The sequence below is a fragment of the Embleya sp. NPDC025285 genome (assembly GCF_055558835.1).
Map to the genome: position 1 here is coordinate 1 of NZ_JBVHLU010000155.1, position 18,469 is coordinate 18,469.

Annotated in this window: 16 protein-coding genes; 9 read left to right on the forward strand and 7 right to left on the reverse strand. The window is 72.2% G+C overall.

Annotation, left to right across the window (positions count from 1 at the left end; translation table 11 throughout):
* Positions 1–601 precede the first annotated feature (601 nt).
* The 3 genes from ACZ4FV_RS48485 to ACZ4FV_RS48495 all read left to right on the forward strand — a co-directional run bounded on the left by ACZ4FV_RS48485 (position 602) and on the right by ACZ4FV_RS48495 (position 5,120).
* Entirely contained in the window at positions 602–3,127 is a 2,526-nt protein-coding gene (locus tag ACZ4FV_RS48485) for an FtsX-like permease family protein (protein ID WP_465327629.1), read from the forward strand.
* A gap of 113 nt (positions 3,128–3,240) precedes the next feature.
* Entirely contained in the window at positions 3,241–4,476 is a 1,236-nt protein-coding gene (locus tag ACZ4FV_RS48490; RefSeq protein WP_402238547.1) for a sensor histidine kinase, read from the forward strand.
* A complete protein-coding gene (locus ACZ4FV_RS48495; RefSeq protein WP_395859485.1) occupies positions 4,473–5,120 on the forward strand; it encodes a response regulator in 648 nt (215 codons plus the stop codon). The genes ACZ4FV_RS48490 and ACZ4FV_RS48495 overlap by 4 nt, the downstream gene beginning before the upstream one ends.
* A gap of 9 nt (positions 5,121–5,129) precedes the next feature.
* Here the strand turns inward: ACZ4FV_RS48495 and ACZ4FV_RS48500 are convergent, their stop codons facing one another.
* Complete coding sequence (locus tag ACZ4FV_RS48500) at positions 5,130–6,221, reverse strand: alpha/beta hydrolase family protein (RefSeq protein WP_402238549.1); 1,092 nt, start codon at positions 6,219–6,221, stop codon at positions 5,130–5,132.
* Between the two features lie 332 nt (positions 6,222–6,553).
* On the reverse strand, positions 6,554–7,117 hold the full coding sequence (locus ACZ4FV_RS48505) for a hypothetical protein (RefSeq protein WP_395859487.1): 564 nt from the start codon (positions 7,115–7,117) through the stop codon (positions 6,554–6,556).
* A 215-nt stretch (positions 7,118–7,332) separates the two neighbouring features.
* Between ACZ4FV_RS48505 and ACZ4FV_RS48510 the strand changes: the two genes are divergently transcribed.
* Together ACZ4FV_RS48510 and ACZ4FV_RS48515 are read left to right on the forward strand one after the other, a co-directional pair.
* Positions 7,333–12,288, forward strand: a complete 4,956-nt coding sequence (locus tag ACZ4FV_RS48510) for a tetratricopeptide repeat protein (RefSeq protein WP_465327631.1) — start codon at positions 7,333–7,335, stop codon at positions 12,286–12,288.
* An 81-nt stretch (positions 12,289–12,369) separates the two neighbouring features.
* Complete coding sequence (locus ACZ4FV_RS48515) at positions 12,370–12,819, forward strand: hypothetical protein (protein ID WP_395859489.1); 450 nt, start codon at positions 12,370–12,372, stop codon at positions 12,817–12,819.
* A gap of 126 nt (positions 12,820–12,945) precedes the next feature.
* Here ACZ4FV_RS48515 and ACZ4FV_RS48520 read toward each other — a convergent pair whose 3' ends face one another.
* Positions 12,946–13,179 (reverse strand): hypothetical protein, encoded by a 234-nt coding sequence (locus tag ACZ4FV_RS48520; protein WP_395859490.1) that lies wholly within the window; start codon positions 13,177–13,179, stop codon positions 12,946–12,948.
* Between the two features lie 8 nt (positions 13,180–13,187).
* Positions 13,188–13,451: a hypothetical protein gene (locus tag ACZ4FV_RS48525; RefSeq protein ID WP_395859491.1), complete on the reverse strand. Its 264-nt coding sequence runs from the start codon at positions 13,449–13,451 to the stop codon at positions 13,188–13,190.
* A 370-nt stretch (positions 13,452–13,821) separates the two neighbouring features.
* On the opposite strand from ACZ4FV_RS48525, the gene ACZ4FV_RS48530 reads away from it, so the two are divergent.
* From ACZ4FV_RS48530 to ACZ4FV_RS48540, 3 genes are all read left to right on the forward strand, one after another.
* The gene (locus ACZ4FV_RS48530) at positions 13,822–15,042 is read left to right on the forward strand and encodes a helix-turn-helix domain-containing protein (RefSeq protein ID WP_395859492.1); all 1,221 of its coding nucleotides are present in this window, start codon (positions 13,822–13,824) and stop codon (positions 15,040–15,042) included.
* A 99-nt stretch (positions 15,043–15,141) separates the two neighbouring features.
* The gene (locus ACZ4FV_RS48535) at positions 15,142–15,312 is read left to right on the forward strand and encodes a hypothetical protein (RefSeq protein ID WP_395859493.1); all 171 of its coding nucleotides are present in this window, start codon (positions 15,142–15,144) and stop codon (positions 15,310–15,312) included.
* 506 nt (positions 15,313–15,818) lie between these two features.
* On the forward strand, positions 15,819–16,025 hold the full coding sequence (locus ACZ4FV_RS48540) for a hypothetical protein (protein WP_465327633.1): 207 nt from the start codon (positions 15,819–15,821) through the stop codon (positions 16,023–16,025).
* Between the two features lie 209 nt (positions 16,026–16,234).
* On the opposite strand, the gene ACZ4FV_RS48545 is transcribed toward ACZ4FV_RS48540, so the two are convergent.
* Positions 16,235–16,852 (reverse strand): hypothetical protein, encoded by a 618-nt coding sequence (locus tag ACZ4FV_RS48545; protein ID WP_465327635.1) that lies wholly within the window; start codon positions 16,850–16,852, stop codon positions 16,235–16,237.
* Complete coding sequence (locus ACZ4FV_RS48550; RefSeq protein WP_465327637.1) at positions 16,849–17,088, reverse strand: type II toxin-antitoxin system HicA family toxin; 240 nt, start codon at positions 17,086–17,088, stop codon at positions 16,849–16,851. Before ACZ4FV_RS48550 ends, ACZ4FV_RS48545 begins: the two co-directional genes overlap by 4 nt.
* A gap of 397 nt (positions 17,089–17,485) precedes the next feature.
* Between ACZ4FV_RS48550 and ACZ4FV_RS48555 the strand changes: the two genes are divergently transcribed.
* On the forward strand, positions 17,486–17,857 hold the full coding sequence (locus ACZ4FV_RS48555) for a hypothetical protein (RefSeq protein ID WP_465327639.1): 372 nt from the start codon (positions 17,486–17,488) through the stop codon (positions 17,855–17,857).
* A gap of 164 nt (positions 17,858–18,021) precedes the next feature.
* On the opposite strand, the gene ACZ4FV_RS48560 is transcribed toward ACZ4FV_RS48555, so the two are convergent.
* Positions 18,022–18,381 carry a hypothetical protein gene (locus ACZ4FV_RS48560; RefSeq protein ID WP_465327641.1) on the reverse strand — a complete coding sequence of 120 codons (360 nt, stop codon included), beginning with the start codon at positions 18,379–18,381 and terminating at the stop codon, positions 18,022–18,024.
* Positions 18,382–18,469: the final 88 nt, after the last annotated feature.

An 18,469-nucleotide genomic window follows, 5' to 3' on the forward strand; every position in this document is an offset into this window, starting at 1 on the left:
GAACATGAAGAGAACCCCTTGGTGTCCAGTGGTCGGGCCGAAACTCGTTCGGCTCCCGGCTGCTTGCGAGATCCACTATGAAACGGCCGCGGACGGCGGCGATACGGGAGTCGACGGTCCACGACGCCGCTGTCGCAGACCGGTGACATGGTCACGAGAGGGAACAGCGGACATCCCGGCACGCCCCGGACGCCCGCAACGGCCCACACGCCGGGCGGGTTCCGCCGGGGCGCACCGGATACCCCGGCAACAGGTTGGACGCTCGGTCGACCCGAGAACGAGCAGACTCTGTAACAACACGCTTACGGCGGACGAACGCGAGGACGGCTGGGACAGGGCTCGAAACTCGAACCATGGCCGGAAGAGCCCACCGCATGCGAAGTCAGCGGAACACGACCGGCGTTACGCGGTGAGGTGAGGCGTCGGTCTCGCAACGGCGGTGCGTCCTACGTTGGTTCGGGTGGTCCGATCGGACCACTGGGGTGGCGATGGTGGATACCCAGGCCCTCCCGTGGACGTATCGAAGGGATATGGGCCCGCGTGAGGGTGGTGGGGTCTTGCCGACTTCGGCCGGAATCCCATCGTGTTCAGGACGTCGCCCATGCTCAGGAACGCCCTTCGTACCCTTGCCGCGCAGCGGGCGCGCCTGGCTCTGACGGTGCTCGCGATCGTCTTCGGCGTCGCGTTCGTCTCCGGTGTGCTCACCCTCAAGGACAGCATCACCGAGGCGTCCGCGTCGGCCGCCGCCGACGACTTCGCGGGGGTCGCCGTCGGCGTCCGCATCGATCCCGACCAGGACACGCCCGACCGACCCGTGCTGGACGCACACCTGGTGGATCGGCTGCGCGCGTTGCCCGGCGTCGAGTCCGTGCGCGGTTCCGTTTCCGGGCCCGCCGTGGTCGTCGACCGCAAAGGGCATCTGGTCGGCCGGGTCGAGGAGGCGGTGGGCACCAACCACGCGCCCGGGCCCGACGGTTCCGATCCGCTGTACCGGGTGACCTCGGGTCGCGCACCCACCGCCTCGGGCGAAATCGCCCTGGACGACGCGGGTGCCCGCTCGGCCGGCTACCGGGTCGGCGACCGGCTGCGCGTGGTCGCCGGCGGCGGCACGCTGGACGCCACGCTCGTCGGCACCGTGCACGCCGACGACGCCCGAATCCGCCTCGGCGCCACCCTCACCCTGTTCGACACCCCCACCGCGCAGGGCCTGTTCACCGCCCCGGGCACGTACGACCTGATCACCGCCTCCACCCACTCCGGCACCACCGACGCCGCAGTGATAGACGCCGTCCGCGCCCTGGTCCCCGCCGGTGCCGAGGTGGTCACCGGCGCCACACTCACCGCCGAACGCCGCGACCTGGCCGCGGCCGGCACCGTCGGATTGGCCACCGGGCTGCTCGTATTCGCCGGTATCGCGCTGTTCGTCGGCACGTTCATCATCACCAACACCTTCACCATGCTGATCGGCCGGCGCACCCGCGAACTCGCGCTGCTGCGTGCGGTGGGCGCCACCCGCCGCCAGGTCACCCGCTCGGTGCGCTTCGAGGCGTTGGCCACCGGCCTGGTCGGCGCGCTGCTCGGCCTGCTCCTGGGCATCGCCCTCGCCGCCGGACTGCTCGCCCTGCTGCGCGGCACCGACGCCGAACCGCCGCGCGGCCCACTCGTGGTACGGCCCGCCACGATCCTGTGGTCCCTCGTCGTGGGCGTCGGCGTCACCGTCGCCGCCGCGTGGCTACCCACCCGCAAGGTGGCCCGAATCCCCCCGATGGCCGCGCTCCGGGCGAGCCCGCCCAACCCCACGGGGTTGCTCCGCCGCAATCTGCTCGGCCTGCTCCTGCTCGTCGTAGGCGTCACCGGCGCGTACGTGACCACGCGCGTCGCGCCGGGCGGTGATGGCAAGCCCATACTGATCGTGGTGTGCGGGGTGGTCGCGGTGACCGGCGTGCTGATGCTGATCCCGCTGTTGTCGGTGGCCGTCATCGGCCTCCTCGCCCGCCCGCTCACCCGGGTGTTCGGGGTGACCGGCCGGCTCGCGAGCCGCAACGCGCTGCGCGATCCGCGCCGTACCGCCGCAACGGCCTCGGCGCTGATGATCGGCCTGTTCCTGGTCACCGGACTGACCGTGATCGGCGCGTCGTTGCGGGACAGCCTCGACCACGCGGCGGCGCGCGGGCTGACCGCCGACTACGCGGTGTCCACCACGTTGCGCGACCCGATGGCTCCCGAGACCATGGAGCGGATCGGCCGTCTCCCGCACGTCGCCGCCGCGAGTGTGTACCGGACGAGCGCCGCGAGGATCGCCGGCGGCGAGCGCGAACTCGCCGCCATGGACGCGGTCGCCGGCCCCCGGGTGATGCGTCTCGACTTCGTCGCGGGTGGACCCGAGGCACTCGGCACAGACCTGCTCGTCGAGCGGATCGAAGCGGACTCGCGCGGGCTCGAGGTCGGCATGACCGTGCCCGTGACCTTCCCCGACGGCGTCCCGGGAACACTGCGCGTCGGCGGCATCTACCGCGCCAACCCGATCGTGGCGCCCTACCTGGTCTCCACCCACACACTCGACCCGCACCTGGAACGCCCGCTCGGCCGCCAGGTGTTCGTCCGCGCCGTGTCGGGCGAGGCCAAGGCCCTCCACGCCACCCTGGACGAGGCGTTCGGCGCCGACCCCGCGCTGCGCGTGCAATCCAAGGACGAGCTGCGCAAGGGTCTGGCGGCCGGCATCGATCTGCTCCTGAACATCGTCTACGGCCTGCTCGGCATGGCCGTCCTGATCGCGGTCATCGGCATCGTCAACACCCTCGCGATGTCGGTGCTCGAACGCACCCGCGAGATCGGCCTGTTGCGCGCGATCGGCCTGGACGCCCGCAGGGTGCGCGACCTGATCCGCCTGGAGGCGGCGCTGATCTCGCTCTTCGGCGCCCTGCTCGGAGTCGTCCTGGGCGTCGCGGTGGGCGTTCTGGCGGTGCGCGGCATCGACCTGGGCAACGTCCCCCTGGGCGCCACGATCCCGTGGCCGCGCATCGTCCTGTTCGTCCTCGGCGCGATCGGCGTCGGCGTGCTCGCGGCGGCGTGGCCTGCCCGTCGGGCGGCGCGCATGTCGGTGCTCGGCGCGCTCGGGACCGAATGAACCGCAGGAACCGGGGGCCGATCGCGCGGATCCCACGGACCCCGCGTGGCCCGATCGCGGACGTGCGCGGTGCGTGGCCGAACGCCCGGACCCCTCCCGATAGGTTGGCCGACGTGTACCGTCCGCCGCCCGGGTCGATCCCGCGCGCCCTCGTCTTCGACGTCGTGCTGGCGATGTCGGTCGCCGCCCTGGCGGGACTGCTGCGCGCGCTGGACTCGTTCGAGAACGGCGGATGGCAGACGCCGCAGAACGTGCCGTGGTGGGGAGTATTCATCCAGGTGGCCGCCGGCGCCGCGCTGATCCCGCGTCGCCGCCGGCCGCTCGGTTCGGCCGCGATCGTCTTCGCGCTGTCGATCGGCGGTCCGGTTCTGGCCGAACCGTTCGCGGCCTACGCGCTCGGCGCGTACGCCGCGCACCGGCCCGCCAAGTGGCTGCTCGCCGCCGGGCTCGCGGTGACCATGTGCGAACCGTGGCGGGCCCAACCGGGTTCGGACGTCTTCGTCGAGTTCCTCGCCATCGGCACCCCGCTGCTGCTCGGGATGTACCTGGCCTCGCGCCGCAGCCTGCTGCTCGCGCTGACCGAGCGCGCCGAACGGGTCGAGCGTGAGCAGGCCGAACGCGATCGACGGGCACGGGCCGAGGAACGGCGCCGGTTGGCGGGCGAGATGCACGACATGATCACCCACCGGGTCTCGCTGATGGTGCTTCAGGCGGGCGCGCTGCGCACGATCGCCAAGCAGGACGACGTGCGCTCGGCGGCCGAGGAGCTACGCCTGACCGGTTGTCAGGCCCTGGCCGAGCTGCGCGAACTGGTCGCGGTGCTGCGCGCCCCCGACGAACCGATCCCGGGGCCGGGTGCCCCGGCCCAACCGATCGCGGGATCGAAGGCCCCCGACGATCCGTCGTCGGTCGGCACGCCGAACGGGCCGGACGTATCCGACCTGATCGCCGACTCGCGCGCCGCCGGCGTGACGATCGAGTCGACGGTGACCGGCGTACCGGCCGCCGGGGACGCGCCGGCCGCCGCGCGGACCGTGCGGCGCGTGGTGCAGGAGGCGCTGACCAACGTGCACAAGCACGCGCCCGGCGCCCGGGTGCGGGTGTCGATCCGGCACGAGCCCTCGGGCATCGGCGTCACCGTCGCCAACACCGAGGCGGCCCGGGCCCCGGACGTCGACCTGGGCACCGGCGGCACCGGCCTGCTCGGCCTGCGCGAACGCGTCGAACTCCTGGGCGGGCGCCTGCGTGCCGGACCCGACGACACCGGGGGCTTCGTGCTGGACGCGTTCGTCCCGATCCCCTCCGTATCCCTCCTGCCCCACCGAGATCTCGACGAAGGTGCCGCATGATCCGACTCCTGCTGGTGGACGACGAGCGCATGGTGTGCGCGCACCTGCGCACGATCCTCGGCGGTGCCCCGGATCTCGACATCGTCGGCGAGGCGTACGACGGCGCCGAGGCGCTGGAACAGGTGGTCCGGCATCGCCCGGACCTGGTCCTGCTGGATCTGCACATGCCCGGCGTGGACGGGCTGTCCGCGCTGCGCCGGATGGTCCGGCTCGACACGCCGCCCAAGGTCGTCGTGCTGACCACGATCGACACCGACGACCACGTGCTGCGCGCGCTGCACACCGGCGCGGTCGGCTTCCTGCTCAAGGACACCCCGCCCGAGGACCTGATCGCCCTGCTGCGGGTGGCCGCCGACGGCAATACCGTGTTGTCGCCGGCCGCCGCCCGCAATCTGATCGGCGCGAGCGCGGCCCGCGACACCGCGCGCCGTGCGGCCCTCCACACGATTCGCGAACTCAGCGACCGGGAGACCGAGATCCTGGGCTGTCTGGGCGAGGGCCTGTCCAACTCCCAGATCGCGGCCCGCCTGCACCTGACCGAGGCCACCGTCAAGGCGTACGTCTCGCGCACCCTGACCAAACTCGACTGCGCCAATCGCACCCAGGCCGGTCTGATCGCCCACGACGCGGGCCTGACTCGCTGACGCCGTCGGCTACCCGAGTCGGTCCACCAGCCAGTCGGCGGTGTCGGGGAGCCACGCGGACTGCGCGTTGCACAGCAGGTGGTCGCCGTACGGGACCACGAGCAGTTCGCCCGAAGGCGCCTGGTGAGCGGCACGTTCGGCGGGGAGTACGCCGGGCGTGATGTCCTCGCCGCCTTCGACCACCCGCAGCGGCGTGCCGATGCCCGTCGCGATCCCGGCGAGATCGACGCCGCGCGCGAACTCCTGGGCGGCGCCCGCGCTCCCGGTGCGCACGGTGAGCGTCTCCCGCACGAACAGCGGGAGTTCGGCCCAGTCGAGCCGGTACGGGCCGCTGACCGCGACGGTTGCGGCCACGCGTGGTTCGTGCGCGGCGGTCAGGGTCGCGTAGAAGCCGCCCAGGCTCATCCCGACCAGGCCGACGCCGGCGCCGGTGTCCAGGTCGGTACGGGTCTCCAGGGCGTCGATCACCCGGCCGACCACGCGGTGGTAGTCGGCTCGCGGCGCGGTGTCGACCAGGACGCCCTGGCCGGGGCCGTCGAAGGAGAAGCTCGCGACGCCGCGTCGCAGCAGCGCCTCGTCGACCGCGTGGAACTCCTCCTTGCCGGAGTTGAGGCCGGGAGCCACGACCACCACCCGGTTCGGCCGGACCCAGCCGGGAGGCCGGCGCAGCCATCCCGCGAACCCCTCCCCCTCGATCCGCACCGCACCCGGGTCCAGGTACGCGAACGCCCGTGCCATCACCGCGTCCGCCTCGCGCGCCGCCGCGATCGTGCGCTCGTGTTCGGCGAGCGGCGGGAACGTCGCACAGTGCAGCCAGCGCGCGGCGGTGCGCAGCGCGTCGCCCGCGGACACCACGCGCCCGTCCGCCGCGTACGTCTCGCCCGCGTGGCGGTACCTCTCGCCGACCCGCCGGAAGGCGGGCAACCAGTCGCGGAGCGTGTCGAGGTCGGCGGTGACCCGGTCGTACTCGTACGGATCCAGTCCGCAGACGAGCGCCCTGGAACGATTGCCGGCGATGAACTGCGGGAGGAATCCGGGCGCATCGAAAATGGTGGTGATGGCGGACGGGTCCGCCGGTCCGGTCGGTGTCGGCGCCTGCATCGCGGTCTGCTCCCGGGTCGGTCCTGGCGTTGCGGTGTCCGCGTGCCCGGGTCCACCGCTCGGGTGCGCCGGTGCACCCGCCGGGATCCAGCAGACATCGGCGGGTGTCTCCAGGGCCAACAACCGATTACCCGCACCGACAACCGAAGGTTGTCGGCCGTGGTGAGCGGCCTGGGCTCGGACCTCGGCCGGGTTCGCGTTCGTCGCGGCGGCCGCGCCGCGGCACTGCGCCCGGGCCCGGGCGGCGGCCGGGCGACACCCGGGGCTCGGGCGACACCCCGGGCTCGGGCGACACCCGGGTCACGAGACGTCGGCGCGCCGGACGTACCCGCTCACGAGACCAGGTCGCGCCAGAACGGCACCGTCACCGGCGCCTGCTCGATCGTCCCGCCGGCGAACTCCGCCGCGAGGTAGTTGGCCAGGTTCGCGCCGTACACCACGATGTCGGTCTGCATCATGGACAACACCGGGTGACCCCACTGGCCCTCGGTGCCGGGCAGGTAGCGGTGGCCGTACACCGGCACCATCGTCGGCACCCGCGCCAGGTGATATCGCGCCGACTTGAGCGCGTGCTTGAGCTGTGCCGGACGCGCGCCCCACGTCGAGGGCCAAAAAGCGTTGTGCTCGACGTCGAACAGCACACCCTCACTCGGCCAGCCCAGCTGCGCCTTCAGGCTCCGCGCGTTGCCGTCACGCCACTTCGGCCAGCTCTTCCCGACCGGCAGGCCGGCCGACAACAACAGACGGTGATCGGCGGCGAACCGGAATCCGAACTCCTTTTCCACCGATTCGAACTCGTCCTCGGTCAGGCCCGGGGCAATCTCGGCACCGGTACGCTCCAGCAGCCGGTGGAAATCCTGCTCGGTCGGTCGATCCGGGGGCGGTGTGCTGCTCATGGCCACCGAGCGTAGTCGGCGGCGGTCGGCGCGCCGGTGTCGCCATGTTCACACGCGGCGCGATTTTGCCCAAGCCGGGGCCGCCAAGCACCTGAAAGTCGGATGACGCGTGTTCTAGCATGAGCGCTCGATGCTGGGATGAACGGTGTTTGTTGGGTTGAACGGTCGGGGGACCCGTTGATCGACGTAGTTCGGCATACCCCGCGGGCCGCCCGATGACGGTCCCGCTTCTCGCCGCCATCGCGGCCCTCCTCGCTTTGGTGGCCGCTGTGATGTGGTTCGGATTCCGGCGCAGACCCGCGTCGATCGCGGCGCGTGCCGAGACGTTGTTGGCCCAGGCCGAGGCCGCGCACCGGGCGGGCCGACTGGCCGCGGCCGAGCGCGGCTATCGCCGCATCGCGGACGCGTTGGTCAAGCCCGGCATCGCCGACGCGCACGCCGAGACCCGGGGGCGGGCGCTGGTGGGCCTGGGCGAGGTGGCGAGCCGACAGGGCCGCTCGGCGGACGCGATCACCGCGTTCCGGACCGCGTTCGCGCTGACCGCGCTGCCCGCCGCCGCGCTGGAGCTGACCGCCGCCGACGCGACCCGGCGGGCCGGCCCCGGCGCGCTGGACATCGCGATCTGTGTGGACCTGGTCACCCGCACCGACACCGATCCCGATCACGCCGCGTACGACTTCCTGGAGGCCCGGTGCGTGGTCGCGCCCGGCCTGCCCAGGGCCGAACTGCTCGCGGTGGCGGAACTCGCGGGCCGGATCGAGGCGGGCGCGCCGCGGACCGAGTGGGCGGTGTACGGCCGCGCGTGCGCGCTGCGCGACCTCGGTCGGGCGGCCGAGGCGACCGCCGCGTTCGAGCGCGCCGACCGGCTCGTGCCGCGCGCGTCCACGTGCTACGAACTGGGCAGGCTGTACCGCGACGCGGGTCGCCCGGACGACGCGCTCGCCGCGTTCGAGCGCTCGTTGACCATCGAGCCGGAGCGGCCCGAGGTGCTGTACGCGATGGCGCTGACCCATCTGCGCCGCAAGCCCGCCGACAAGATGTCCCGAGCCGCGGCGCTCGAAGCCGCCGTGGCCCTGCTCACCCGCACCTGCACACTGGCCCCCACACACGCCCAGGCCTGGCTTGGCCTGGGCCGCGCGCAGCACGCGCTGGGCCGGGACGCCGCGGCCCTGGAGCCGCTCCGCCGGGCGGCCGACCTGCTGCCCGAACACGCGGACGTGCAATTGGAGTTCGTCACGCTCACGCTGGCCCGGGGGGACCGCGTGGCGGCCTTCCCGGTGTTGCGGCGCGTCCTCGCGGCGCAGCCCGGACACGTCGCGGCCAACCTGACGCTGGGCACGCTGCACGACGAGGACGGCGACTTCGCGGCGGCGGCGCCGTGTTTCGAGCGGGTGGTGGCGGCCGAGCCCAGGCACGCGCGGGCCCGCTTCGGGCTGGGCCGGGCGCTGTTCGAACTCGGTGCCGCGGGGCGCGCGGTGGTGCATCTGGCCGAGATCCGCGAGCGCGACGCGGCGCAGCACCACCTGTTGGCCCGCGCCTACAGCGCGACCGGTGAACTGGAGGCGGCCGACGCCTCGTTCTCGGCGGCGATCGAGGCGGGCGACGACAGCGCGCTCGTGCACCACCGGCAGGCGTGCGTACGGCTGCGGCGCGAGCGACGTCAGGACGCGATCGCGTCGTTCTGGCGGGTGTTGGACCGGGTGGACGACGATTCGCCGTTGGCGGCCGAGGCATTGCTCTTCCGTGGCATCGCCTATCGGGACGAGGGCGATCTGGGCGCGGCGCGGGCCGACGCGGACGCCGCGGTCGCCGCCGCGCCCGGCGACGCGCGGGCCCACTACGCGCGCGGGCAGCTCGCGGTGCTGGAGGACGAGTGGACGCTGGCCCGGCGCGAGTTCGAGACCACCGCCCGGCTGGATCCGCAGTACGCGCCGGCCCGCTTCGGGCTGGGCCTGGTCCGCGAGCACGCGGGCGACCACGCGGGCGCGGCGCAGGCGTACGAGAGCGGGTTGGCGGCCCGCCCGGACTGGACGCCGGGCGTGGTCCGACTCGGCGCGGCCCGGATCGCGGCGGGGCGCATCACGGACGGCATCGAGGTGCTGGGGCCGGTGCGTACCGAGCCCACCGGCGCGGCGCGCTTCCATCTGGGCCTGGGGTACGCCCGACTGGGTCGGGTGGATCGGGCGGACGAGTTGTGGGCGGCGCCGGGCGGGGTCAACGACGCGATCCGCGCGCACAACGTGGCCACCGCGCGCGATCTGCTGGCCAGGGCCGCGCTCACGGCCGGCGACCACGCGCTCGCGCGTGAGCACTGGCAGGCGTGTCGGGACGCGTTTCCCGACCACGAGGGCTATCGGGTCGCGCTGGCCGAGACCCTGTTTCGCGAGGGCGCCGAGTTGTTGCGGTTCGGCCGCGACCGGGGCGCGCCGCTGACGGCCGCACGGGATCGGCTCGACGCGGCGGTCGCGTTGGTGCCGGGCGATCGGCGGATCCGGGTGCACCTGGCGATCGCGGCGCTGTACGCGGGTGAACCGGCGGTCGCGGTGCGGTTGTCGGCCGCGCTCGATCCGGTGGCCGATCCGCGCGTGGGGCATCTGGCGCCGCTGGCCCGACTCGCGCTCGGCGCGGGCACCGTTCCGCTGGGCGCGCTGGCCGAGGCCGAACCGGCCGCGTGGGCGGTGCGCGGGATGCACGCCGCGCGGGCCCGCCGGTGGGGCGATGCGGCCCAGGCGTACCGGCAGGCGCTGGTGGTTCCCGGGCCGGTGGAGCCGCAGCCGCACACGGCGGTGTGCGAGTCGGCCGGGTGCGTCGCGTCGGCGCGGGCCGTATGCGGCCAGTGCGGGCGGGCCTATTGCGCCGACCACGGCGTGCTCGGCGGCGACCTGCCGGCCCGCTGCGGGGGCTGCGCGGACGCGATGTCGGCCGCGCTGACCGCGTGCGCGCACCAGGCCGGCACGGGTGCGGCGGCGGAGGCCGAGCTGACCCGGTGGGCGAGCGGCAGTGGGCGTACCTCGGCACACCACCTGTTGGCCCTGCTGCGTGCCCAGCGCGGCGATCACGACGCGGCGTTGGCGGGTCTGGAGCAGTTGTTGGCCGGCCCCGGGGCGAGCGACGCGGGCAGGTTGATCGCGGCTCGGGTGTACGTGCGCCGGGCCGCCGCGCACAGCGCCGACCTGGTCGCCGCGTCGGCGGACGTGGAGCGCGCGGCGGACCTGGTGCCGGAGTTGCCGCAGGTGCGTCGGGCCCGGCCGCTGTTGCGCTCGTGGCAGGCGCTCGCGCACGCCCGGGCGGATCGGCACGACGCCTCGATCGCGATTCGGCTCGAACTGGAGCGGGCGGCGCCCACCGATGTGCGCAACCTCCAGTGTCTGGCGCTGTCCGCGCTGCGCGCCGGGTTGGCCGACGACGCGGGTCACACCACCGCGATGTGGCAACTGGTGTGCGGAACCTGGGCCGCGGTGCTGTACAGCCCGAGGTTCTGGATCGATCTGGAGGCGCGCACCGGGCGGGAGATCTCCGAGGAGCGGATCCGGATCGCGCGCACCGAGCAGATCGAGCGGGTGCACCGCGAGTTGCGTGAGCGGGCCGGGCAGAGCGAGGGCGCGGTGGCCGCGCTGTACCGCGAGTTGGCACAGCGCTGGGCGTTGGAGGTGGCCGCGACCGAACGTGTCGCGCACACCGAGCCGGCACCCGCCTCGATCGTGTGCGGGCCGATGTTCCTGGAGCGGGTCGCCGACCCCGAGCACGGGTCGCCGGCGGGCCGCGAACTGGCCGCCGCGGTCCGGGGCGCGGTGGACGCACACACCGCCGATCTGCTCGGCCCGTTGGGCCTGTACCACCATCTGATCGACGCGGGCCGGTTCGACGAGGCGGTCTCCGGGCTGACCGCGCTGGCCGGGTTGGCCGGGCCCGCCGCGACGCCGGGGGTGGCCGCGCTGCTGGCCCGGGCGCACCTGGCCCAGGCCCGGGATCTGGGCGAACGCGGCGAGTGGGCGCCGGCGTTGGGGTGTCTGGAGCAGGCGGCGCCGCTGCCGGCGGACGCGATGGAGTTCGCCGCCCGGGTCGGAATCCAGGCCGCGCAGGCGGTGTTGGCCGCCGATCCGGACGAACACGCCGAGGCGGCCCGATTGTTGTCCCGTGCGTGGGCGCTGGCCCCGGACGGGCCGGGCCTGCGCGCGGCGTTGGCCGGGGCGTACGCGCAACTCGCCCGGCAGGCGCACGAACGCAAGCTGTACCGCGACGCGATCGCGCTGGTTCGCCGGGCGTTGGAGCTGACCCCGGACGACGCGGCCGTGCGGTCGTTGGCGGCCGGCGCGCTGCGCGGGCTGGTGATGGAGTTGTTGGCGACCGGCACCGACGCGGCGGTCGAGGAGGCGGTCGCGACGATGCGCGAGGCGTTCGCGCTCGATCCCGGCGAGGCGGGTCGGATCGGGTTGACCAACGCGCTGTTCCTGAGCGCCGAGCGACTCGCGCTGCGCGGTGGCGCGCGCGAACAGGCGGTGGCGGCGATGCGCGAGGCACTCGAACTCGCGGACACCGGTGGGGAAAACGAGTCGCCGGCCGCCGAGGCGCGCCGTCGGGTGGCCGCGCTGTTGGTGGAGGCGGCGCGGACGAGCGAAGGCGAGGAGGACTTCGAGCGGGCGATCACCCTGCTCGAGGAGGCCCTGCACTACGGCGACGACCCGCCCACGCGCCGCGCGTTGGCGTTCAACCACTACTACGCGCGGCACTACGAGGTCGCCGAGGAGTTGTTGCGCCGCGAGATCGCCGACGGCCTGGAGATCGAGCCGCTGCGCGAGGCGTGGATCGTGGTGGTGGTGGACCGCGGCTACGACCTGCTCGCCAAGGGTCGCGCGTACGAGGCGATCGAGGTGCTCGGTCGGGCCCTCGCCGAGCACGAGGAGCCGAGGCTGCGGGACGCGTTGGTGGCGGTGTATCTGGGCGAGGAGCGCTATCAGGACGCGATCCGGGTGCTGGAGGCGATCCCGTTGACCCCGGAGAACACCGTGCTGCTGGCGCTGGCGTTGCACAACGAGGGGGTGCGGCAGGCGAACATGGGACACAACCACACGGCGCTCGTGCACCTGGAACGCGCGAACGAGTACCACCCCACGGACGGCACCCGGGAGATCCTGGACGAGATCCGGGCCCGGATCCACGGCTACTACTGACCGAGCGTCGACCGACCGGCCGCACCCCGGACCCCGCCGCCCACATCTCGGACCACGACCCACGGACCATGGACCTCGACCATGGACCTCGACCCCGGAGCACGGATCATGCCCGCAGCGGAGCGATCGCCCTACGACGTCCTCGGGATCACCCCGGCGGCCACCCCGCCCGAGGTGCACGCCGCCTACGAACGGGCGCTGGCCGAGGCGGACGGCACCGCCGCACGCGAGGTCTGCACGACCGCGTACCTGCATTTGCGCAACACCGGCCGGCGGCTTGGCGCCGACATCCTGGAGTACGCCGCGCCCGACCCGGCGAGCACCGCCCGCGAGGCCTTCGCGGGTGTCGCCGACGAGCCCTTCCTGGCCCCCGAGGCGCCGGCTCCGCCGATCGCCGCCCTGGTCGTCCTGCGCCGGGCCGAATCCGCCGCCGACCACCAAGAGCCACCGCCCACCAAGGGCACCTTCGCCGTCCCCACCCGCTTCTCCCCCACAGCCGAGGTCCTGCCCCCGGTGGACATCCCACACTGACCAAGTCCACACCTCGGCGACGCCAAGGCGAAACCCGACCTCGCCCGGCGGGACATCGGGGCCGGTCTTCCGAGACGCACGTCGTCCCGGCGGGTCGGCGTCAGTGCCCTGGGCAGATGGGCGGTTTCACAGCGAGACGGTGCGGGTGATGGTGACGACGAGGACTCCGGCGCTGATCGTGTAGCGGACGAACACCCCGGAGATCGTGGTTTCCCGGCGGTCTCGGTCGCTGCCGACCTGCACGGAGCCGGACCCGTAGGGGTCGCGGCCGATGGACGAGTCCACGGCGTTCTTGAAGGCCCGGACCTGCCCGGAGGACAGGGGTTTGAGGCCGTCTTCGGCCTCATTCGTGTATTGCACGCGATAGCTCATGTGATCGCGTTCCCGTCTCGGTCCACGCAGTCGCCGAAGTCGCCGGCCTTGAGGCGCTCGTGCACGGCCTCGTCGTCCTCCTGGGCCTCCGGAGGAAGCGCCCAGTGCAGGATGGCGTCGCGTTCGAGCCGATCGAGCGGGGTCTCGTACATGACCTTGTCGAACTCCTCGCGACGGTCCTCGGGGAGCGCGGCCCGGATCTCGGCGAGCGTATTCGGCAGCTCGATCCGCTCACCACGGACGACGGTGGTTCTGGGCATGGCGGCCTCCTGCTCGCGATGGCTTTCCAGAATGGCATCGCTCCGTTGACGACCGATAGCCGGCGCACACGAGCGGAGCACGCGAACTGGCGTGCGCCCCTGAGACTGCCGGAGTCGCCGCAGGTCACAACGCCCGCAGCCGGTGAAGCATGAGCAGCACGAACAGGTTTGCGCCCGGAGATGACTTCGCCCCGCTCCCACGGATGGCAGCGGAGCAGACTCACCTGCCGGCGTTGTGCGTCGGCGTACGCTGGCGGTACCTGATTATCCCGCCGGAGTACGGGGCGGCGCCGTCACCGGCTGCAGGGCAGCACCGGCGCGACTGCGCACACATCGGCTCGGGTGGACCTGCTCGGAGGGAATCCAGGCCATGCCAACGGACCACGATGAAACACCGACGTTCGCACCGCACAACGGCACGAGACTCGCCGCCGCGCGTGCCGCCCGAGGCTGGACGCAGAGCCGCCTCGCGATGGAGACGAACTTCAGCCTCGCCGCCATCAAGGCATACGAACGCGGCGCTAGATCCCTGGACCGCCCCGCGAACATCCTGAGCCTGGCGCGCGCCTTGAAGTGCCACCCCACGGACATCACCGGGGCGCCCTACTACGCGCCCGGATCGGATGACGGAGCCGTGTCCGCGATCAAACGTGAACTTCTCCGCTACAACCGAGCGCCCCGCCTGACGGAGGCACAGGCCCGCGAGGTCGATCTCGCCGAACTGCGCGCTCGTGTGGCCGAGGCAAACGCCTGGCGGCAGGCCGCAGCGATGACGCGAACCGGCGAGGTGTTGCCAGACCTGCTGCTCGACACCCGCATCGCAACGCACATCCTGGAATCGGACGACCGACGCGAGGCGTACGGACTGCTGTGCTCGGCCTACGAGGCGGCGATGCAGTACCTGTACAAAATGGGCCTGGTCAGCGATGCGACGCTTGCGACCGAGCGGGTCCTGTGGGCTGCCGAGCGTACGGAGGATCCGCTACGGATGTTGGCCGCGCGCTGGTACGAGTCGGGCGAGTACATCGGCATCGGCGAGCACGACGAGGCCGCGACCATCCTCGACGACGGCTTGGCCGAGTTGTCCAAGCCGCAGCACCGCGACGACCCATTGTCTCTGTCGCTCGCGGGCGCCTACCACCTGAAGGCATCCCTCAACTCGGCACGCGCCTACGACGACGCCGCCGCATGGGCGCACTGGGCGAAGGCCGAGAAGTCGGCGACCGAACTAGGCGGGGACCGCAACGACTTCGAGTTGGTCTTCGGCCCGACCAATGTGGCGATCTGGGGCGTGTCGCTGCCGGTCGAACTGGGCCGAGGGCGAGACGCGGTGCGCCGGTTGGAGCGGATCGTCTTGCCGCAGGACTACAGCAGGGAGCGCCGCAGCCACTTCCACATCGACGCCGGCCGCGCGCACTACCTGGCCGGCGACCACGACTCGGCATGGGACGCGTTCGAGTACGCGGAGCGCCTGGCGCCGCAGCACGCGAGGATGCATCCCGCAGTGCGGGAGAACGTGCGCCTGATGACAGCGAAGTACCGCAGGAGTGGGCGTCGAATGGAGTTCGCGAGGCGCGTCGGGGTGGCCTGACGCAAGCCCCGGAAGGGATACAAACTGTAGCCTCTCCGTCACTGGACGGCCCCTAGCGTTGTTGACCAGCAGGTTTCCAACGCGCGAGGGGCCGTTTTCATGTCAAAGTCCGTAGCCGTCCAACCGTCCGGAGACCCGGACCGCCCGATCCGGATCATCGCCCCGGACCGCGATCCCCTCGACGTGACGCGCGCCGAACTGACGGCTTTGGTACACGAGTCGCGGCTGCACCTGATGCGAACGTTCCCAGCCCCGCCGGTCGGCGGCTGAGTCCCCTGTCGCCGCCCGCGCCCGACCACACACCGGCGGGCGGCACCCGGTCCCGCAGTCACCGGCGCGGCTGCGGGACCGGCCCCTCATCCCTTGCCCGGTCGGGTGCCTGAAGACCCCCGCACGCCCGGCCGGGCAAGGCCATCGACCCACAGCCCGGAAGGAGGGTCGTGCACCCACCACCCCACGGCCGCCAAGCCGCCCTCGCTCACCTCGCCGCAACCGCCGCCGACCGCACCCGACTCCAGGGCCGACGACCGAACCCCGCGACAACGCCACACCAACGGCAAGCCCACCACCAACAGTGCCGCACCGCCGGCGCCGCACTCCGCGCCGCAGTCGCCGACGCCCACCACGCCGGCATCCCCACCGAAACCATCGCCCGTATCGCCGGTTTCTCTCCCGGCTACGTACGGATGATCCTGCACCGCGAACACACCCCCGCGCCCAGCCGGTACAGGACGCAGACCGCCCCGACCGCCCCCTTCCGCCTCCGTGGAGAGATCATGTCCGCCTCACCCCCGTGGTCGATCGGCGACCACCTCTGGCGCAAGCTCGGCCCCCGCAACCACCACCTCGGCACCATCACCCGCATCTGGCACGACGGCACCCGATGGATGGTCGAATACGAACACGGCGTCCGCACCCGGGAAACCGCCACCGCGCCCGCCACCGAGATGTACAAGGCAGGACCCATCGCCCGACCGGTCTGACCGACGGCCACAAACCCGCGTCGGCTCACTCGTGACGTAGCGCAGCGAACCGAGCGTGCCTGCCTTCGGCAAGTTCTCGGCGATCCGCTCGGCCGACTCGATGCGTCGAGCGTGCCGGCATCGCTCGCGCAGAGCGCTTCGGATGTCTCGTGAACATCGAATGCCCCTGCCACCGACCGGCGGCAGGGGCATTCGTGGTGCGCATTCGCTCAGCAAGCCACCCTGGCCACGGATTTCACCGGGCTCACAATGGCCGTGCGCTTCATGACCTCGGCCAATGTCGTGTCCTTGGTGTAGCCACGAGATCCGATGGTGACGCACTCCCCGGAGCTGTCCGGCCCGTCTTCCGGTCCAACGGTGAGGGGAAAGGTCATCAGGAACAATTCCGAGATGGCCAGCGCGACGGAGAACGCGTCACCCTGCTCATCCAGTTGGGTGAACAGCCAGCCGAGCGTGTCCGAAGAAACAGCGCAGACATAGACAACCTCACCCACCCCGTTACGGATCCCGCCCAGCAGCTCGGGGACCTGCTCGGGGACATCGAGAGCGGTGGCGATGCGGGTGTAGACCTCCAACCGCTCGTCGTGATGCATGTCCGCCGCCAATCGCGTGACGAGCTCGCCGGCTTCGAGGTCGTGAAGGCGTTCGTGGTGCTCCACGATTTCGAGCGTGCGCGCCTCCTCGAAGTGGAAGGCCAAGGCGTCGAGCAGGTCCGCGCGCAGTTCGTCGACGGTCGGTCGGCCCAGCATAAAGCCGGGTGCCTGCGGTGACGTCGCATAGAAACCGGTCTGGGTATCCCGAATGATCAGGTGAAAGAGTTCGCTCATTTCACGCCCACCGCCTTCAGCGCATCGTCCTTGCCCAGACCTACCTGCTTCACCAGGATGTCGCGGACAACGCCGGGCGCCAAACTCTCGCCGTCGCGGAACGCGAACGTAAGCGGAGGTATTCCTTCCGCCTTGAATCTACGGTGCGGGCCGTTTTGCCGAACCACGACATAGCCGAGACCAAGGAGGACCTTCAGCATTTGCGCAGCCTTGAGCGAAGGGAATGGATTGGGCACTCGCCGTCCATGAGATGAGGGGGCCGTGGGTGATCGTGCGAGTTCCCGGTGGCGAGAAGTTCTCGATAGGTGAGCAAAGCAGATCACCCACATGTCTGCCGGAAGAAGGGCATCGTTCACTCGAACGCGCGATGCCACCCGTCGTGGCGGTCGGCGACGCACGTGATCGATACGACCGACTCATCGCGACCTTCAGCGTCCGCCGCGTCCCCTCGGCATGGGTCGACGCCACCCGCATCGGCGGTGTCCTGCTGCTCACCCTGGCCGGTCCGCTCGACGCCTACGCCCTGGTCCGCCCGACCGTCACCGGCTCGGGACAGGCCGACGGGCCGATCCTGTCCGACCCAACCGCGTCGTTCATGATCTCCCGACCGCAATCGCCCGACATCCGAGCGGCATGGGCCGCCGTACGGAGGGACGCGACGGCGCCACGCGGGCACCCGAAACACCCCCGGTCGCCCTCGACGGGGCCGACACGCGGTTCATCCTCGGCCTCGCCGTGCCCGGATGCAGCCGCTTCACCAGTAACGAGGCCGGCCGGCGCAGCACCAACCTCGGCCACCCGGACGGAAGTTGGGCCACCTTCGAGCACGCAACCGGCACGGTGGCCCAAGGCGGCCCCCGACGCTTGTGGGACGCCATCAATGCGATCCACCGGGAGTGGCAGGCCGCCGGATCCGCCCCGCACGACCTTCGATTGCGCATCGACGGCACCCGGCAGACCCTCTATCTACCGGGCAAGCCTGGAGGATGGCGACTCGACGGGTAGTAGTTCCCTCACCACGGCGACCCGCCGCACATCCACCGCCCACTGCCCAGGCCCCGAACATCCCGAAGCCGCCCTGCCTTCGGTGTTCGGAAGCGGGCCGCTCCACAACGCGCAAGTGCGGGACGGGCTGCTTTCGTGGCGCCCCCCGGCGACCGGCGATGGGTTCAGCCCGGATTCGCCGGTAGGAGGTTCGCGATCGCCGACCAGTCCACCGGGGCATCACCGCTGTGTGGCCGGCCGTTCGGGTCCAGGTGGATCGTGACGCCGTACGAGGACAACGTGCGGATGCTGTCGGCGTAGGCCGGGTGCGCGGCGAGGGTGTCGTTGAACCACGGGACGGCCACGGTCGGGAGGCGCGTGCTCAGCCATTCCGCGAGGGTGCCCAGGGCGACGTTGTCAGCCAGGCCCAGCGTCCATTTGTTGAGCGAGTTGAAGGTGAGCGGGCACGCGAGCAGGGCATCGGGTGCGGGGAAGGGACGTTCCTCACCCGGTCGGCGGTCGCGGGTGCGTGGCCGCCCGGGCAAGGGGGGGGGGGGGGGGGGGGGGGGGGGGGGGGGGGGGGGGGTGGCGCCCCTCTCTCCCACCGCAGAAGGGAGGGGGGTGGGGGGAGGA

What these genes read in the sequence shown, in the direction of transcription:
- ACZ4FV_RS48530 (WP_395859492.1), top strand. Translation starts at nt 13,822, where the DNA reads ATGCCAACGGACCACGATGAAACACCGACGTTCGCACCGCACAACGGC.
- ACZ4FV_RS48495 (WP_395859485.1), top strand. Translation starts at nt 4,473, where the DNA reads ATGATCCGACTCCTGCTGGTGGACGACGAGCGCATGGTGTGCGCGCAC.
- ACZ4FV_RS48505 (WP_395859487.1), bottom strand. Translation starts at nt 7,117, where the DNA reads ATGAGCAGCACACCGCCCCCGGATCGACCGACCGAGCAGGATTTCCAC.
- ACZ4FV_RS48545 (WP_465327635.1), bottom strand. Translation starts at nt 16,852, where the DNA reads ATGAGCGAACTCTTTCACCTGATCATTCGGGATACCCAGACCGGTTTC.
- ACZ4FV_RS48515 (WP_395859489.1), top strand. Translation starts at nt 12,370, where the DNA reads ATGGACCTCGACCCCGGAGCACGGATCATGCCCGCAGCGGAGCGATCG.
- ACZ4FV_RS48540 (WP_465327633.1), top strand. Translation starts at nt 15,819, where the DNA reads ATGTCCGCCTCACCCCCGTGGTCGATCGGCGACCACCTCTGGCGCAAG.
- ACZ4FV_RS48525 (WP_395859491.1), bottom strand. Translation starts at nt 13,451, where the DNA reads ATGCCCAGAACCACCGTCGTCCGTGGTGAGCGGATCGAGCTGCCGAAT.
- ACZ4FV_RS48510 (WP_465327631.1), top strand. Translation starts at nt 7,333, where the DNA reads ATGACGGTCCCGCTTCTCGCCGCCATCGCGGCCCTCCTCGCTTTGGTG.
- ACZ4FV_RS48485 (WP_465327629.1), top strand. Translation starts at nt 602, where the DNA reads ATGCTCAGGAACGCCCTTCGTACCCTTGCCGCGCAGCGGGCGCGCCTG.
- ACZ4FV_RS48500 (WP_402238549.1), bottom strand. Translation starts at nt 6,221, where the DNA reads ATGCAGGCGCCGACACCGACCGGACCGGCGGACCCGTCCGCCATCACC.
- ACZ4FV_RS48535 (WP_395859493.1), top strand. Translation starts at nt 15,142, where the DNA reads ATGTCAAAGTCCGTAGCCGTCCAACCGTCCGGAGACCCGGACCGCCCG.
- ACZ4FV_RS48555 (WP_465327639.1), top strand. Translation starts at nt 17,486, where the DNA reads ATGGGCCGCCGTACGGAGGGACGCGACGGCGCCACGCGGGCACCCGAA.